Here is a 17,076-nt window from a genome sequence, read left to right as displayed (position 1 = left end):
GTCGAACCCCTCGTGAACCGGAGCAGATTCCGGAGGGCTGAGAGACGGCCACGGGTCACCATCGGACTTTCCCTTCCCGCTTCGGCTGCGGAGAGAGCAGGCGGTAAAAAAGAAGGGCCCGACACGAGGCCTCCAGGCTGGAGGTCCACTGAAACGCCTCTTCCAGCATCTGCCCCACGGCGAAGCTGCCGTGTCCCCTGACCATGGCGATCTTGTAGTTCTGGAGCAGGAGAGGGAGCTTCTCCGCCACCTCGTCCGAGCCCACCGTGAGGTCCGCCCCCAAGACGGGCACGACCTTGAAGTAATAGATGCCCTCGGTGTCCACGGGACGTATCTCATCCTCGAGGAGGGAAAGGGCGACGGCGCAGGGCGGGTGTGCGTGCACCACGGCCAGAGCCGAGGTCTCCCTGTATATGGCCCTGTGTATCTTTATCTCCGTGGAGGCCAGGGTTATGTGGCTGTCGTCGTCCTGGAGCCCGGTCTCCACCAGGTCCCCCTCCTTGAGGTGGGAGAGCATGGAACCGCGGCGGGTGATGAATATCCTGTCCCCCACGCGGACGCTCATGTTCCCGCTATGCGAGGAATTAACCCCCTGCAGAAACAGTTCGCGCCCGAAGAAACTGAACTGTTCCAGCATGGCAAGCCCACTCCCGCAAGGATCGTACGGTATTCCGCCCTTCAATAATATCACCGGGGAAGAGCGGACAGGAGGACCCTGAAAACGATGTGCTCCGAGAGAGGGTACATACCGTACATGACCTCCGACGGATATGACCCCCGAGGGGATTTACCCCTCCAACGGAGGGGATGGGAAACGGGAGAGAGCCCTTCCTCTTTCTAATCTGCTCGTCTCCTGGGGATGAGGTGCGGTTTCTCTGCCTTTTTCAACCCGAAAAACGCCTGCAGAAACGGTGAGGCGGCAGGTGATGAAAAGACCGGTGTTCCTCTACCTTGTTGTACCGTGCCCGGCGGGAACGGCGCGCCTCAAACGGTCGCGCCCCGGCCCCGTCTCCTCCATCTCCTCTCCCGGATCTTCTTCCGAGCCCCCGTCAGGGGGCAAGGCCCAGGGAGGCCAGCTTCTGAGGCTCGGGTATGCCCCTCTCGTCCCAACCGCGGGCCCGGTAATAGAGTGGGAGCATCTCCTCGAGGAGCACGACCCTACCCGCCGCCGGTCCCTCCGAGGCCGGTTCGCGGAGAAGGCGCAACGGCAAGGTGTCCTCCGCGGGGTCCATCCCGCAACGCAGGTTGTACAACCTCTCCAGGTTCCAGATACGCTCCCCTATGCGGTGCAGGTCCGCGGCCTTGTAAGGCACGCCGGTCACCGCCTCGAGCATGCGGGCGAAATACTCGTCGCTCAAAGCGAACTGCAGAAAGCGGCAGAGCACCAGAGAATCCACGCTCGCGTTGAGGTTCTGGGCGAAGATGGTCAGTCCGGGCTTGTCCATGGTGGAGTGCCGGTCCACCATCTTGGGAATGCCCAGCACCTCCGGCCCCACCAGGTAAGCCCTCAGGTGGCATCCTCCCCGGTTGGAGGTGGCGAAGGACAACCCCTGGCCCTGCAGCCCCCGGGGGTCGTAGGCCGGAAGCTCCAGACCCTTCACCTGCATGGCGTATTCCCCCGCTCCCCGGTGCCGGGCGAAACGCCGGGCTCCCTGAGCCAGCTCCTTTCCCAGACCCCTTCCCAGGGCCATGTCCTCGAGCAGCCCGAGCACGGCGTCGGCGTCCCCGAAACGTGGCCCTCCCTCCACCAGGCCCCGTTGGGAGAGCTCCATGCAGCACCCGATGACCGAGCCCGCGGATATGGTGTCCAGGCCGAGGTCGTTGCACAGGTAATTGGCCAGAACGACCTTCTCCAGGTCGCCCACCCCGCACTGCGCCCCCAGCGCCCAGAGGGTCTCGTATTCCGGCCCCTCGCCCTCCAGGTCACCCGCCCTGGTGACCCTTCCGCAACCTATGGGACAGCCCCAGCAGCTACGCCTTTTCACGAGATACCTCTCCTCCAGCGCCTCCCCGGAGATGGACTCCGCCTCCGGGAAGCGCGAATACTGGAAATTGTTGGCAGGAAACACGCCCAGCTCGTTCATGAGGTTTACCAGCACGGCGGTCCCGAAACGGGGAAGCCCCACCGCGGTGACCGGATTGCCCTTTATCCACCTCCGTGATTCGTTGAGGACGAAGGACAGCTTCTCGGGCCGGCTCACGCTCACCCGGTTACGGCCCCGCACCACCACGGCCTTGAGGTTCTTGGAACCCATGACCGCCCCCAGGCCTCCTCGCCCCAGCGCCCGTGCGCCGTCGTTCATCACCGAGGCCATCAGGCTACCGTTCTCACCTGCCGGACCGATGGCCGCCACCCCGGCCCCGGGGTGCGCCCCGCCGAGGCGGGCCATGACCTCCGAAACCCTCTTCCCCCACAGGTGGTCCGCCGGGTGCAGGCGTGCCCCCTCCTCGCTGACCTCCAGATACACGGGTTCCGGTGAACGACCGGTCACCATGAGGACGTCCAGGCCGCACCTCTTCAAAGCCACCCCCCACCGCCCCCCGGAATTGCAATCGAACACCGTGCCGGTGAGGGGCGACCTCGAGACCAGGGAGAACCTGCCCGCCGTGGGCACGGGCGTCCCCGTGAGCGGCCCCACGGCGAATATCAGCGGGTTGGAAGGGTGGAGGGGCTCCACGCCAAGGGCCGAATCGAAGAGCAGTTTCACCCCCAGCCCTCTCCCGCCCAACCAGCGGGTGAGGAGCTCCGGGTCCAGTTCCCTATCCCGGAAGGCCCTTTTCCCCAGGTCCACCTCCAGCATCCGCCCCATCCATCCGTCCATATCCCGTCCTCCCCGTCGGCATCCGGCGGCATCCGGCGGCGGAACTCCGCCCGGCTGTCGGTCATCGCATCCCAAAGCATAACACTCCCCGACGCTCTCCATGCCCCCGGAAAGGCCACCTCGGCCATGTCCGGCGTGCCCACGCGGGCCGGGCGGTCCAGCGAAAGCGGCCCGCACCTTGAGAATACCTCCCGCCTGAAGAGTGTCCGACGCACAAGACATCCCCCATACCCGCGCACGGGCACGGGAAGAAGCGGTTCCCGGCCTCCTCGGTGTCCCACCGCCGCAGCCATCGGGGGGCCGGTCTTCCTGACCAACCGGGCAAGCTGCACCCCCGTTGCCGGGCTTACCGGAATAGGGTGTCCAACCACGACGTTCTACTCCGCCGTCCCCCAAAAAAGCCTGCGCCTCCGGCCAGCAGTGATCTCCGAAGCAAACCGTCAATAGCCGTACACGCCCCCTCAACCCGGTCAGCGGCCGGCTCCTGCCGGGATTCTCGCAAGACAAAGGGTCCGGCCGCCCGTGGCCGTGCAAACGGAGCGACGGTTTCTGTTATCATGTTGCGGGAAACGGGCGTTTACCGGACGATAGGGGGTTTTCCTTATGGCCGAGAAAAAGCCGAACATGAAGCAGCGCAGGGATGGGAGAAGGAAAAGGGGGAGCGCGCAGCCCCGCCATGAGGCCAGGAGGAGGGCGAGGCGCATCCTCCGCGCCTCCGTAGCCGCCTCCCTGCCCGCTCTACCCGCGTTGATGCGCAGCCTGGCCCAGGCAGAGGGGCGGCGCAAGGGCTTCCGTGTGGAGCAGTTCAAGCTCAAGGCGAGGGACGGTACGCGCCTCAGCGCCGCCCTCTATGTCCCCAGCGGGGAGGGGCCCTTCCCGGCCCTCGTAATGGTCCATTCCTGGATGTTCAACCGCTGGCAGTGCCACCTTTACGCTCCTTATTTCGCCTCCGCGGGCTACGTCGTCCTGGCCTACGACTGCCGTGGGTGGGGCTCTTCGGGGGGAGAGGTGCACTGCGCCGGTCCCGACCACGAGCTCAATGACCTCGAGGACGCCATAGACTGGCTCACCGAGAAGAGTGGGCTGCCCCTCAAGGAAGGCGCGCTCGGCGTGACCGGAATATCCTACGGCGGAGGGCATTCCTTCCTCATCGCCCTGCGGGACCCCAGGGTGAGGACCGTGGTACCCATGGCGGGATGGACGGATCTGGCCTCCAGCCTCGCCCCCCACGGCTCGGTGAAATTCTTCTGGGGCCTTTTCCTGCTCCTGACCGCCACATGGGCCACGCGCCTCGATCCCCGCAACGTCCTCTACCGCTGGACCTCCACCCTGTTGCTGGGCCGGGGCGACAGGGACGAGTTCCTGGAGGACATGCGCAAGAGGTCCTGCCTGCACCTCGCCGAGGAATGCGACAAGCCCATGCTCATCGTGGGCTCCTGGAACGACGACCTGTTCGAGCCCAACCAGATGATGGACTTCTACACCCGCCTCAAGACCCCCAAGATGCTTTATATCTCCAATGGCATCCACGGCCTGGACCCGGCGGTGGGGCCCCGCTGGGCGGGAAAGGAGATCTGGGAGATCACCAGGCGCTGGTTCGACTACTGGCTCAAGGGAGAGGAGAACGGGATACTCGACGAACCGCCCGTGCGCCTGTACCGCCCCTGGAAAAAAATGGTGGAACCCGAGGAGGATTGGCCTCCGCGCGGGATACGCACCCACACCATATACCTGGGCCGGGAAGACGGCCGGTTCAAGCTGACCTCCAAGCCCAAGGGGAAGCGGGAGGAAACGGTACTGCGGCCCCGTCTCCTCACCCCCGCCAACTCCGGCCCCTCGGTCATCCGTCCTCAGGCCATGGGCTTGCCGGTGCCCGGGCCGCGGAGGGAGGCGGGAGAGGGTTTCTTCTCCTTCACCACGTCCCCGGCAAAGCGGGACTTTGAGCTCCTGGGCGCGCCGCGGTTGCGCCTCAGGGTGGTGCCCAGGGACCGCAGTGCGCAGATCAACGCCCTGCTCTACGACGTGCCACCGGACGACGAGGGGCTTCCCCGCCTCATCACCTACGGGACGGCGACCCTGGAGGACGTGGAGCCGGGGAAGGAACTGGAACAGGTCGTGGAGCTGGTAGCCACCGATTACCTTCTTCCCCGGGGACACTGTTTTCGCCTCACTCTCGCCGGGTGCAACCTCCCCTTCGTGCTCCCGGTACCCGGAAAAGGCCTGCGGGTGATCTACGGAGAGGGTCTGAGCTTCCTGGAGCTGCCGCTGCGCGAGGGCTGACCGGCGAACCGCCCACGAGGCCACGGGGACGACGGCGCCCGGAAGGACGCCGGCGCGCAAGATCCGGTGCCCTCAAAGCCCGCACGGGAAGGGGCGGCAATGACGCAACGGCTTGAAAGCGCTGGCCGGGCCGTCCACCAGCCGAAGAACAATCCCTCGGGTGTCCTGCATGCCTCAAAGCCATGGCCCACTCCGGGACCAGAGCGGCAATGGACGCAAGGCGATTCACGCCTCTTAGATGATATTTTCAAGGCCGAGGTGTTATGATTGACTCGGTTCGGGGAGGGGGGCGTCTTGAACATCCGGCCCTGTCAGGTCCGGCATTTGAGGGGAGGGGACGATGAGGCGCGATGAAGGGCGTACACCGCAGGGGGCATCGGGTTTCGCGCATGACCGGGGCAGCAGGCGTGAAGGAGGCATGCGCTTCACTCCCTTCTTTCGCCCCTTCGCCCGATTTTCCGCTCCCGCGCTCCTTTTCATCTCCTGCATCCTCATATGCGGCTTCCTTTTCTTCCCAGGAAACGCGTTCCTCCGCCCGGGCCACTCCCTGGCCGCGGACGGCACTTGCGGGACGGCCGTGAGCGCGGCATCCGGAGAATGGTATTTCGCCGAGGGCTACACGGGCGAGGGATTCCAGGAATGGCTATGCGTCTTCAACCCCAACGGGGAACCCGTCGAACTCCAGGTGGACTTCCTCTACAACGGGGCCCCACCGGGGGGCATCATGGCGGAGATACCGCCCATGTGCCGTTCCACCTTGAACATAAACCATCTGGCGGGGGCGGGAAGGGAACTCTCCCTGCGCCTTCTGGCCGACAGGCCGGTGGTCGCCGAGCGGCCCATGTACTTCCTCTATGCCAATAAATGGAAGGGATGCACCCTGGGCCAGGGAGTGACCTCCCCCTCCCAGCAGTGGTATTTCGCCGAGGGGTGCACCCGGGAGGGGTTCGAGGAATACCTCCTGCTGGCCAATCCCACGGGAAACGAGGTGGACGCCAGCGCCCGCTTCACCCTGGAGGACGGAACGAGCATGGTGCATGCAACCCATATCCTCCCCCAGTCACGCTGGACCGTACCCGTCAACCAGGTGGTGGGGGCGGGACATGACGTCACCATCGAGGTGGAGGCGGGCGGTCCGGTATGCGCGGAGAGGGTTATGTACTTCAAGTACCGCGGCGCCTGGTGCGGGGGCCATGCCTCGACCGGGCTCACCGCGCCGCGCGAGAAGTCCTATTTCGCCGAGGGGTACACCGGAGCGGGCTTCGAGGAATGGCTCTGCCTCTACTGGCCCTGGAGGGTCGAGGCACAGGTGGAGGAGAACGATGTCCAGGTACGCTGCCTGTACCAGGGAGGAGGCGAGGACGTCTTCACCTTCCGACTCCAGCGCGGGCGACGCCAGACCCTCAATATCAACCAGCTCGCCGGCCCGGGAAGGGAGCTCTCCCTGGAGGTCACCGGCTCCCTCCCCCTGGTGGCTGAGCGGCCCATGTACTTCAACTACCTCGGTTCCTGTCCCGGGGGGCACGTCTCCACGGGAACGGAGAATCCCGGGGTATCCTGGATGCTGGGCGAGGGTACCACCAGGCCGGGATTTCATCCTTACATCTGCATTCTGAACACCTCGACCCAGGAGGCCACGGTGTGGGTCGATTTCGCCCTGGGTGACGGAGGGAGCCAATCCACACAGGCGGTCATACCAGGCTCCTCCCGTTATACGCTGAACGTCCTGGATGTGCTTCCCCGCGGAGTGGACTTCTCCACCCGGATACTGTCGAACCAGCCCGTGGTGGTGGAAAGGCCCCTTTACTTCCCGAGCGCCGATTTCGAGGTCCTCAACGCCATGGGCCATATACTCCAATTGAGCGTGGGCCTGGGGCCCCGGGTGGAGGGGACGGCGGGGGAGGAGAGGGCGGCCGCCTATCTGGCCTCGGTCCTGGCGGGCTACGGGTACAAGGTGGGGATACAGGAGGTCCCCCTCCCCAACGGGGCGAAGACGCGCAACGTCATCGCCTCCCTCGAGGAGAGAGCCGCCTCCGGGTCACGTCGGACCCTGGTGGTGGGGGGCCATTTCGACACCAAGGGGGGCACGGGAAGCCCGGGCGCCAACGACAACGCCTCGGGCACGGCGGTGGTCCTGGAGCTGGCCCGCTGCTTTTCGGAGAGAGGCCCTCTCCCGGGCCTGCGCCTGGAGTTCGTGTTCTTCGGCGGGGAGGAGAGGCTGGTGGACGGGACCGACCTTCACCACTTCGGCTCCAGGTATTACGTGGCCTCCCTGACCCCGGAGGAGAGGCCTTCACTGCGCGGCGCGATTATCGTGGACATGGTGGGGGTGGGCGCCCAGCTCTACGCGCGCACCATGGGCATCGGCCCCATGGACCTCTGCAACGCGCTTCTGGCCTACGCCTCCGATAACGGCGTGCCTCTCCCCTATCTGCAGAGCGGGAGCTACTCGGACCACGAGCCCTTCGAGAAGGCGGGCATACCCGCCGTGTGGCTGGAGGTCAAGGATGACCCGTGGTACCACACGCCGCAGGACACCTACGACAAGATCAATCCCTGTCACATCGAAAACACCGGCCGGTTGCTCCTGGGCTTCATCGACCACCTGGGCGCCTGAGGCCGGATTGGACCCCTTCTCTTCGGAGAGGAGGCCGCGAAAAGGTGCTCGCGGTGCCGGGAAGCGAGACCTTCGGGGGTTTTAGTCTGCACCCGGCGAGATGCGGTCGGCGAAGACTCCCGACGGTAGGCCCGCCCTTCACGGGCGGCGTGAGCGGGGCGGGGCGGAAAAGGGACCTCGTCTCCCGTTGCCCACCCCCCTACCGCAAGCCTCCGCCTTCACCCGCGACGAGCCCGACACCGCGGCGGGTGAAAAGACTCCGGGCGCCCGCGGGCATGAAGGCACGCGCGGCGGCAAATCGTAAAACGTCCCCATAGGGATACGGGATAAGGGAGGGCAGGATGGACGTGAACATCGATTACCGCAAGCGGGTGGAGAGGATCGTCGAGGAGATGAGCGCGAGGGGGATCGACCTCCTCCTGGCCACACGGGGAAAGAGCGTGACCTACATCGGGGGCGCCTTCATCCCCTGGCGTAGCGTGGTGCTGGTCTCGCGGGACGGATATGTGGGCCTGAACACCCTCCTCATGGACGCCGAGCGGGTAAAGGACGACTCCTGGCTGGACAACGTGGTGGGCTGCGGGCCTCTCCCGGGGATGGAGCTGTGGGAGGTGACCCTGCGCCAGATAAGGGAACACGGCTGGGACAAGGGGGTCATCGGCGTGGAGCTGGGACATTCCCCGCGCATGATCGCCGGATACCTCTTCGCCACGGAATACGAGTTCCTCAAGGAGAACCTCCCGGAGGCTCGGCTGGTCAACGCCCTGGAGGTGGTGGACCGGGCGACCTACGTGAAGGACCCCGAGGAGATCAAGCTGCTCCGCCAGGCGGCGGCCATCGCCGATGCCGCGCAGCAGAGGGTGAAGGAACTCCTCGAGGTGGGCATGACGGAACAGGAGATCGCCGGAATCGGGGAGATGGCCATGCGCGAGCTGGGAAGCGAGTTCCACTGGCCGGTCACCGGGTCCTCGGAGATCGCCTCCGGTTACCGCACCTGGTACCCCTTGGGCGGGTGCACCCCTCCCACGGACAAGATCGTGCAGCCGGGAGAGAACCTCCTTGTGGACCTGCATCCCACCTACCGCCGCTATTACTCCGACCTCTCCCACAATTACATCCTGGGAAAACCTTCCATGGACCAGAGGAGGCTGGCCGAGGCCTACCTGCGCACGGCTGAGCTCCTCATCTCCTCCCTGAAGGCGGGAAGCACCGTGGGAGAGGTGTGGCAGATGGTGTTCGACGAGGTATCCGAGCTGGGTTACGCCCAATACACCCTCCCGGCCTTCGGCCACGGCATCGGGGTCATCGGCCACGAATGGTACCCCGCGGTCATCAACAGCGACGAGTTCCGAGACCTGGTCCTGGAGGAGAACGTGGTGGAGGTGGCCGCCCTGGTCATGAACGTGCCCGGGGTGGGCGGCATGCGCCTGGAATGCGTGGTACGGGTCACTCCCGGCGGCGGCGAGATGCTCAACACCACCCCCCTGGAACTCACCGTGCTGGACGTCTGACCGCCAGGGCGGGCTCCGGCTCCTACCAGGTGGTCAAATCCTCGCTCTGCGGCTCGAGAGGGGACAAGAGACCGCCCTCCCTCCTCACGGAACGAACGGCCCGGGGGACAAAAGGCGGTACCTTCACGCGTTCGAAGGCAGGGAAAGCGGCGCTGGCCCGAACCGCAGGCGGAAGGCGCCGTATCTTCTCCATGAGCGCTTTAGGGTTTGAGGATAGTCGAGGGACCGCCCGTTCGGACCGCTTCCGTGTCGCCTCCGTAATTCCCTTCAAGGTTGAAGAAGGTCAATAGACCACCTTTCATACCGGCAAACCAAGCAAAATGGCAGGAGGGAAGGATCGATCTCTCGATGTCCGATTCCAAAGAGAAGGCACTGTGCCCGGCCTGCGAGGCGGAGGCCTGGAAACGCCGGTTGTCACCGCCGGCGGGTGCGGATAAAATCTTCCTGTCGAGGCTGCATAAAACGTCTCCTGTGAGTCGGCGCCGCCTTTGCGGGGAGGGGAAAAGAAAAGAGTAAGGGGGTTCGACCATGAGCGTGCTCTACATTCCCAAGGACGACGGCACCTACGAGAAGGTCCCGGTGACCCCGGAGAACACCCGTCGCTATATCGAGAGCATCCCGCTCTACCGGGACGACGACGACCCCACCTTCTGGCCGCAGGAGAAGATCCGCGAGATGCAGGACCAGATGTTCAGGCGGCAGATGGAGTGGGTCTGGGACGGGCACGATTACTACAAGCGGGTCTTCAAGGAACAGGGGATCGAGCCAGGCGATATCCAGTCCCTGGACGACCTGGAAAAGATTCCCTTGACCTTCAAGAAGGACTACATGGCCGAGCCCGACGCCTTCAAGCTGAAGCCCTCCAACCCCACCCTCTACGACTGGATATTCGAGGTCACCTACACCACCGGCTCCACCACCGGGGTGCCCACTCCCTTCTGGAATACCATCCACGACGCTCACGGCATCTGGCAGATGATCTTCCGGGGCATCAAGCTGGGGGGCTTTCCACCCTATTCCCGGGGGATCAACCTCTTTCCCCTGGGCCCCGTCCCTCACATCGGCTTCTTCCGCGCCCGGGACATCGGCATGATGGGTCTGGGGACCCTTTCCATGTACGGGTGCACGGGCATGACCTACCCGGAATTCCCCGTCCACCGCTCCATCGACTACGCCATCGACCTCATCGAGAAGGGGAGGGCGGAGGTGTGGCTGGGCATCGCCAGCTTCATCCGACGCCTGATCATGCGCGCCGAGGAACAGGGCAGGGATTTCTCGGCCACCAAGCACATCCAGGCCCTGGGCGAGGCCTGCCCCAGGGGGATGCGCGAGGACATGCGGCAGCGCCTGATGAACATGGGCGCCGAGGACCCCTTCATCAGCAACTCCTACGGGTTCACCGAGATGCAGGGGGCCATGCCCGAGTGCACCGACTTCAGCGGCTGCCACAACCCGGCCCCCAACCTCTACTTCTTCGAGGTCGTGGACGAGCAGACCGGAAAGCGCCTGCCGGACGGCGAGCGGGGCCTGATCTGCATCACGCACCTCAACCGGCGGGGAACCGTGCTCCTGCGCTACGTCATCGGGGACATAGGGGCCATGACCCACGAGACCTGCCCCTACTGCGGCCGCAACTCGGAGCGCATCATCATCGCCGTGGGCAGCACCTACGCCACCCGCACCACCGAGCTGGTCAAACTCAAGGGGACCCTTATCAACCCGGAGGTGCTGCGGGACGAGGTGGCCAACACCCCAGGGGTCAAGGAGTACCAGATAATCTTCACCAAGAAGGACCCGAGCGACCCCTATTCCCTGGACGAGCTGGTGGTGAAAATAGCCCCCGCCGAGGGAGTGGACCGCGGCCGGCTGGAGGAGGATATCAAGATGAAGCTGCGCACCGCGGTGGAGATGACCCCCAAGGTGGAGTTCGTGTCCATGGAGGAGATTTACGACCCCACGGTGGCCCTCAAGGCCTACCGGGTCATCGACATGCGGCCCAAGGACATGTGAACGCCCGGGCTCAGGCCGCCGGGAACGGGGGCTGCTGCCTTCGCCAAAGGAACGGATTCCCGATGCCATACCTGCCCTCCCCTCATTCCCTGTGCGCCCCTCAAAACCCGGGTTCCTTCCCGGGGGAGGCCCTCCGCGGCGGATCAAGGCCCCTCCAGCGGGGTGATCGGGAATAGACCGTCCTCTGTCCCCGGATGTCCGGTACGGGACAGGTCTAAGGGAGGATAGGCCGCGTGGTATGGCCGAGGAGGCTCTTCCCTCAACCTCTCGGCAGCCCGGAGCTCTGTCGACCGACCACCGGCGACATCACGGAAGCCGCGTCCGGGACTCTCGATACACAGGTCCAATAGTAGCGGGGAAAAGCGATTTTGCCCTCCCCTTGCCTATTATCCGTCAAGATATGCGCCTGTCGGATCGAAAGCGTCGGGAAAAGGTCGATGGCGTGTTCCCGCGCGGGCGTCCGTGACCTTGCGGCGAACGCACATGGATCGGCGATCATGGACGCGTTTTTCCTTCTGCCTCCCTTTCCCGGCGGTCCCCTATGACCCGCGCGGGGACACCGGCCACGATGGCGAAGGGGGGCACGTCCCGGGTGACCACCGACCCCGCCGCCACCACGGCGCCCGTCCCCACGGTGACCCCCTTGAGGATCACCGCATGGGACCCTATCCAGCAGTCCTCCTCGATGACCACCGGCCCGTAAGTCCCCTTCTGGAAGCGCATGGGTTCCCCAAGTTCCAGGCCGTGGTCCGCGCAGTTGATGTTCACGTAAGGGCCGAGCATGGAGTTCTTCCTGATGATGCAGTCGTCGAAGGCGTTGATGATGTTGTAGGGCCCCACGGCCACGTTGTCCTCCAGGAGGAGGGTGGCGTCGTTGGCGGCGAAGAGCCGGGCCAGGGTATCCAGGGAACAGTGGCGGCCGATGACGATGCGTCCCCGGTCGTTTCCCCGTATCTGTACCGTGGTGGGGATGAAGGTCCCGTCCCCGATGCTGCAGGTGGACTCACCGGCAAGGGCCACGTCGGGCGGTCCGGATATCCACACGTAGGGACCGCATTCCACGCCCTTTCTCCGCAGCAGCCACTGGTAGTAGCGCACGCGGGGGTGGCGGAGGGAAAAGAGCACCCTGTTCCAGGCCTCCCCTACCGGATGGAAGAAGTAGGCCACCGCCAATGCCGTCCTTGAAAGGCGCCCGACCGACTGCGGGGGCGGGTAAGACCCGTTGTTCTTACCGTGGGTCCCGGCTCCCCCTCCGCCTCTCACGGTATGACCTCCAACTCGGATGCCGTCTCACCGTAACGGCCCAGCTTGCTTCCCATGTCCCAGTACTCCCGGTGGTTGAGCACGAAGGGACGGAAGGCCTGCACGTCAACGGCTCCCCTCTCCCCCTCGCATTCACCGGCCAGGTGGACGGCGAGCACGAGGCCCACGAAAAGGGTGTGAGAGCCCAGGGGCAGCTCAGCGCTAACCCGGCACTCTATGTTCAGGGGGCACTCCGCCACCAGGGGGGCCTCAGCCTCCCGGCCCCTTTCCCGCGTCAAGCCCGCCAGCCGGAACTTGTCCCGGTCCCGGCCGGAGACCATGCCGCAGATGTCCACGGCCCTCCAGATGTCCCGGGTAGGGATATTGACCACGAATTCCCCGCTGGCCTTCAGCAGCTCGTGGGTGAAACGGCTCTCCCGCACCGCCACCGCCACCTGCGGGGGTTCCATACACACCACGTTGACCCAGGCCGCGGTCATCACGTTGTCCCTTCCGCCGTGCGCGGTGGTTATCAGGGCCACCGGTTTGGGCAGAAAGAGGGTCGACGCTTCTTTTACAATTTTTTCCATATCCACTCCTTCTCCCGGCGACACCGGACGGGCAGCCCGCCCGCCGACCGTTTATCCCTGTCCCCCATGCGCCCCGAGGTCTCGAGGGGCTCCCCGCTCGGGGGTCCTCGCGGCCAGGGCGCGTCCTCAGCGCCCGCTCAACTTCCTCTCGAAACCGGCCAACCTGTAGCCCGCCCACAGGGCATAGACGAGGTGCACCTTCAGCAGCTCGCGCTCCTCGAGCATGACCAGCGAAGGGCCATAGGCTATCTCCCGCACCAGCGACTCGGCCAGGGATTCCACGCCCAGGGGTTCCCCGGCGAAGGGCGCTTCCGGGATCACCTCCTCCTCGTACATGAGCCTCAGCCTCTCCACCCCCCATTCCACCGAACCGGGGCGGTTGGGATCGGTGTATATGACCGCCTCCGTGCCGTCACCGTAGGCCGCACGGGCCAGAATGTATCCCTCGAGGAAGGTGGAGTCTATGACCGCTCCCACTTCCCGAAGCAGGCTCTTCGACCCCGCTCGGGGGAAGCAATTGCGTATCACCCTTTCCCGGAAGAGGTCCAGCCAGAGCACGGCCATGGCCCGTGAGGCCAGATCCAGGTCGCTGAACTTTATCCGGCGACGGTATTCCTCGAAACGTTCCCGGAGGGTCATATCACCATGATAATACCCATGATAATACCGGCAGGCCTCGAGACGACGGCGACCCTCAGGCCGGTGCGAGGGTCACCACACGGTCGGCGTAGAGGTCGTAATGGTCGCCGCAGGTGAAGATGACCACCTGCCTTCCCCGCGCGTATTCCCGCAGGAGCTCCATGGCTCTCCTCAGGCGTTCGGAGTCGAAGGTCACGAAGGGGTCATCCAGGAGCAGGGGCGGGTTCTTCCCCTCGCAGATGACCTCCACCAGGGAAAGCCGGGCCGCCAGGTATACCTGGTCGACCGTGCCCCGGCTGAGGGAATCGGCCTTCACCTCCTCCCCCTTCTCCGGCGACCAGACGGAGACGGAGAGGCCCTCCCCCTCCACGCTGACCTTCCGGTAGCGCCCCCCGGTTATGCGGCTCAGGTAATCACCGGTCATCTCCTCCAGGCGGGCGGTGACCGAATCCAGGCTGTCGCGAGAAGCGCGCCGCAGCCATTGCAGCGCCAACTCGAGGGCCTTGGCCCTCATGGTGAGGCGCCTCTTCCGCTCCTCGAGCTGGGCGAGTTCCTCCTCCGTCCTGAGGAGCTCCTCTTCCTGCTCCCCTCCGGCCAGTATCACCTCGAGGCGTACCCGCTCCTCGCGCAGGTTCTCCATCCTCCGCACCAGTTCTTCCCTCTCCCGCAGGGCTTGCTGCAGCCCCTCCGGGTCAAGCGTGCGACCCTTGAGTTCCTTGAGCCTCCGGCTGCGCAGCCCGGCTTCCGCCGCCAGGCTGCGGGCCTCATCCTCAAGCCTCGCCCGGTCCCCTCCCCAGGCGGAAAGCAATCGCAGGCGGTCCGCGATCTCCTCCCTGCGGGCTCGAAGCTCCGCGTATCCCCTCCTCAGCCGTTCGAAATCCTCCAGGGAGCCGCAGCCCGCGCGGACCATAATGCTCTCCATGCAGCGCGCGACCTCGGCCTCCGCCGCCCTCACCTCCTCCACCTGGGCACGCAGCTCCTGCAGCCGCTTGCTCGCGGAGTGCATGCGGAGGTAGCCCCCGCGGACCAGGGAGAGAGTCGCCAGGCCGAAACCGGCCAGGCAGAGGACGAGCATATAGGGCGAGAGGGCCACGCCTGCCAGACCCGCCAGCAGAAGGGTGAGGCCCGCCGCCATGACCCATGGAGCCCAGGGCCGCGGGTGCAGCGCCGCCGCCTCCTCCAGGTTCCGGGAGAGGCCCACTATCCGCTCCCCCGCCGCGGCGCGGCGCCGTTCAAGGTCCTCCAGGCGCTCTCCCTCCTCACTCAAGACCTCCCGCAGAGCCGCGTATCGGGATTCCTCCTCCCTCGCCAGCTCCTCGTCCTCCTCCAGGAGCTTGATGGAGCTCTCGAGCATGCGGTAACGGCGCTGGAAGTCCTCCACGTCCTCTTCGATGTCCATGCGCTCCTGGGTATCCTTTATCAGCGCCTCCAGGACCTCCAACCTTTGCTCTGTCCTCCTGCTCTCTTCCTCCAGCTCGGCAAGGCGCCGGCGGGCTTCCTCCCTCTCCCTCACCGCGCGGGTAAGCTCCTCCCGGCGCCTGGAGAGCGACGCCAGCTCCTCCTCGACGCGGGCCAGGGGCCCGGGGTTTCTGGCCGCCCCCTTTGTTCCCCGGAGCATCTCGCCGAGCTCCCTTTCCAGCGCCTCTCTGGCCCGCACTGCCCCCGGCCCACCTTCCAGCCCCCCTACGGCCGCCTGGAGGCTCTCCCCCAGCTCCCGACCTCCCTCGGCGATGCCGGCCACCTCGTCCTGCCTTATGCCCGCCGTGGCCCGGAAGGCGGCCTCGCTACCTATTCCCAGCCATTCCCGCATCCGCTCCTGGATGCGCCCGGGGTCGGTCTCCCGCTCTCCCTCCCAGGTGAGCTCCGCCCTCCGCGCCGAGAAATCCTTGATCAGATGGAAGGAAATACCATCTGACTTCCCCTTCAGCTCCACCCGCATGCCGCCGCTCTCCCCCCACGTCACGCTCTCCCGCACCTCGCGGCGCGTGGAATCGGCGCGCCAGAAAAGGCCGGCCATGACCGCCTGGAGCAAGGTGGACTTGCCGGATTCGTTGGGCCCCTTCACCACGTTGAGGCCCTCGCGGAGCGTGAAGGAGGCCTCACGAAAACGCTTGAAATGCCGCAGGGAGATCTCCTCGATCAGCATGAGCCCGCCTCCCCGCCCGAGAGGTGGAAGAGGCCCAGGCGCAGGGCTTCCTCCGCCACCTCCAGGTCCTCGCCTTCCAGGCCGGCCATCTCCCGCCGGGCCAGGCGCAGGAAACGTCCCGCGACCGTGTTCTCGGGAAAGTCGTCAACCTCCCAGGAGCGGCAGGAACCCAGCTCCACCTGAAGGGAGAGGTGAAAGAAGAGCGTGGAGAGCTCCTCCTCCAGCCTCTCCGCGTCGAACCTCGACCAGGCCTCTCCCCAGGCGCGTCTCACCCGGACGCGCAGCGCAAGGTCGGGATGGGCCATCCCCCGCAGGTGGCCGTACAGCTCCTCCGGGCCCCCAAGAACGGCGCCGTCCAGCTCCAGGGAGAGGAACCTGCGGCGCCCCGTCCGCAGGGGTTTTACCTCCGCCTTTCCTCCCTCACTCAGCTTCACGGCGAGGACCACCCCATCCCCCTCCGTCTCCATCCCCAGTGGCTCCGGGGGGCCGGGGTAATAGGCGGAAACCCCATCCTCCTCCCGGCCGGAGAAGGAATGCCAGTGCCCCAGCGCCAAATAGTGCAAACCGGAGGAGGCGATGCTCTCCCGGTCCACCCAGACGCCGTCCTCTTCCACCCTGCCGGGGAGGCGCACCGATGCGTGCAGCGCGCCGACCCTCCAGCGGGCCTCGTCCCGGGGGCGGAAGCCGGCCAGCGGATTGTGACGCCTCCCGCTCCATGCCGCCCCGTATATCACCAGGTCCAGTCCGGGGATGGGAAAGGGGGTCAGGTCTTCATCGCTGAAGACATGGAGGTTGGGGATGGACTTTAAAGCCGGTTGCTCGTAAACCCCGCCTTCCTTCAAGGGGTCGTGGGTGCCGGGGACGATGACCGTCCATATGCCCTCCCGGCTCAACCTGTCGATCTGGAAAGCCGCCTCGCCCACCAGCTCGGCTCCGGGATAGGGGCGGTCGAAGAGGTCCCCGCAGATGATCAAAAGGTCCGCCTGCGAGGCCAGCGCCAGGTCAACCACCCGGGAGAAGGTGGTTTTCAACTGCTCTCTATGCTCTCTCCCCTTCCGGCCCAGGAAGAGGAAGGGCGCTCCCAGGTGGACATCCGCGGTGTGGATAAAGGTCAGGTCAGGCATCATCTCCCCCGGTGACTAAAAGCCGCTACGCCAACGCCTATTATAGATCAGGCCGGGGACATGTCGACCGGCCGGGACATGGAGCTCGGTTTGCC

11 protein-coding genes are annotated in these 17,076 nt (G+C 65.6%); 4 read left to right on the top strand and 7 right to left on the bottom strand.

All coding sequences use genetic code 11. From position 1 onward, the window contains the following. Window positions 1-55 precede the first annotated feature (55 nt). Window positions 56-637, bottom strand: a complete 582-nt coding sequence (locus H7007_RS12460) for an aldolase (RefSeq protein WP_287155639.1) — start codon at window positions 635-637, stop codon at window positions 56-58. Between the two features lie 412 nt (window positions 638-1,049). Then, entirely contained in the window at window positions 1,050-2,822 is a 1,773-nt protein-coding gene (locus tag H7007_RS12455; RefSeq protein ID WP_287155638.1) for an aldehyde ferredoxin oxidoreductase family protein, read from the bottom strand. 603 nt (window positions 2,823-3,425) lie between these two features. On the opposite strand from H7007_RS12455, the gene H7007_RS12450 reads away from it, so the two are divergent. From H7007_RS12450 to H7007_RS12435, 4 genes are all read left to right on the top strand, one after another. Continuing rightward, a complete protein-coding gene (locus H7007_RS12450) occupies window positions 3,426-5,102 on the top strand; it encodes a CocE/NonD family hydrolase (protein ID WP_287155637.1) in 1,677 nt (558 codons plus the stop codon). A 340-nt stretch (window positions 5,103-5,442) separates the two neighbouring features. After that, window positions 5,443-7,719, top strand: a complete 2,277-nt coding sequence (locus tag H7007_RS12445; protein WP_287155636.1) for a M28 family peptidase — start codon at window positions 5,443-5,445, stop codon at window positions 7,717-7,719. A 341-nt stretch (window positions 7,720-8,060) separates the two neighbouring features. Continuing rightward, window positions 8,061-9,230 carry a M24 family metallopeptidase gene (locus H7007_RS12440; protein ID WP_287155634.1) on the top strand — a complete coding sequence of 390 codons (1,170 nt, stop codon included), beginning with the start codon at window positions 8,061-8,063 and terminating at the stop codon, window positions 9,228-9,230. A 528-nt stretch (window positions 9,231-9,758) separates the two neighbouring features. Continuing rightward, window positions 9,759-11,240: a phenylacetate--CoA ligase family protein gene (locus H7007_RS12435; RefSeq protein ID WP_287155633.1), complete on the top strand. Its 1,482-nt coding sequence runs from the start codon at window positions 9,759-9,761 to the stop codon at window positions 11,238-11,240. A 495-nt stretch (window positions 11,241-11,735) separates the two neighbouring features. On the opposite strand, the gene H7007_RS12430 is transcribed toward H7007_RS12435, so the two are convergent. The 5 genes from H7007_RS12430 to H7007_RS12410 all read right to left on the bottom strand — a co-directional run bounded on the left by H7007_RS12430 (window position 11,736) and on the right by H7007_RS12410 (window position 16,984). Beyond that, a complete protein-coding gene (locus H7007_RS12430; RefSeq protein WP_287155748.1) occupies window positions 11,736-12,407 on the bottom strand; it encodes an acyltransferase in 672 nt (223 codons plus the stop codon). A gap of 92 nt (window positions 12,408-12,499) precedes the next feature. After that, window positions 12,500-13,072, bottom strand: a complete 573-nt coding sequence (locus H7007_RS12425; protein ID WP_287155632.1) for a flavin reductase family protein — start codon at window positions 13,070-13,072, stop codon at window positions 12,500-12,502. A gap of 126 nt (window positions 13,073-13,198) precedes the next feature. Beyond that, entirely contained in the window at window positions 13,199-13,711 is a 513-nt protein-coding gene (locus H7007_RS12420) for a hypothetical protein (RefSeq protein WP_287155631.1), read from the bottom strand. Between the two features lie 55 nt (window positions 13,712-13,766). After that, window positions 13,767-15,857, bottom strand: a complete 2,091-nt coding sequence (locus H7007_RS12415) for an ATP-binding protein (RefSeq protein WP_287155630.1) — start codon at window positions 15,855-15,857, stop codon at window positions 13,767-13,769. After that, window positions 15,851-16,984, bottom strand: coding sequence for a metallophosphoesterase family protein (locus H7007_RS12410; protein ID WP_287155629.1), 1,134 nt, complete (start codon window positions 16,982-16,984; stop codon window positions 15,851-15,853). The genes H7007_RS12415 and H7007_RS12410 overlap by 7 nt, the downstream gene beginning before the upstream one ends. Window positions 16,985-17,076 lie beyond the last annotated feature (92 nt).

The organism is Candidatus Solincola tengchongensis, assembly GCF_015711935.1.
Taxonomy (GTDB): domain Bacteria; phylum Actinomycetota; class Geothermincolia; order Geothermincolales; family RBG-13-55-18; genus Solincola_A; species Solincola_A tengchongensis.
Note: the sequence above shows the minus strand (reverse complement) of the source record. Positions and strands in the feature narration are given on the sequence as shown.

Bases quoted from the DNA above. Each gene is read 5' to 3' on its own strand.
- H7007_RS12420 (WP_287155631.1), bottom strand. From the start codon at position 13,711: ATGACCCTCCGGGAACGTTTCGAGGAATACCGTCGCCGGATAAAGTTC.
- H7007_RS12440 (WP_287155634.1), top strand. From the start codon at position 8,061: ATGGACGTGAACATCGATTACCGCAAGCGGGTGGAGAGGATCGTCGAG.
- H7007_RS12425 (WP_287155632.1), bottom strand. From the start codon at position 13,072: ATGGAAAAAATTGTAAAAGAAGCGTCGACCCTCTTTCTGCCCAAACCG.
- H7007_RS12435 (WP_287155633.1), top strand. From the start codon at position 9,759: ATGAGCGTGCTCTACATTCCCAAGGACGACGGCACCTACGAGAAGGTC.
- H7007_RS12460 (WP_287155639.1), bottom strand. From the start codon at position 637: ATGCTGGAACAGTTCAGTTTCTTCGGGCGCGAACTGTTTCTGCAGGGG.
- H7007_RS12450 (WP_287155637.1), top strand. From the start codon at position 3,426: ATGGCCGAGAAAAAGCCGAACATGAAGCAGCGCAGGGATGGGAGAAGG.
- H7007_RS12415 (WP_287155630.1), bottom strand. From the start codon at position 15,857: ATGCTGATCGAGGAGATCTCCCTGCGGCATTTCAAGCGTTTTCGTGAG.
- H7007_RS12455 (WP_287155638.1), bottom strand. From the start codon at position 2,822: ATGGACGGATGGATGGGGCGGATGCTGGAGGTGGACCTGGGGAAAAGG.
- H7007_RS12445 (WP_287155636.1), top strand. From the start codon at position 5,443: ATGAGGCGCGATGAAGGGCGTACACCGCAGGGGGCATCGGGTTTCGCG.
- H7007_RS12410 (WP_287155629.1), bottom strand. From the start codon at position 16,984: ATGATGCCTGACCTGACCTTTATCCACACCGCGGATGTCCACCTGGGA.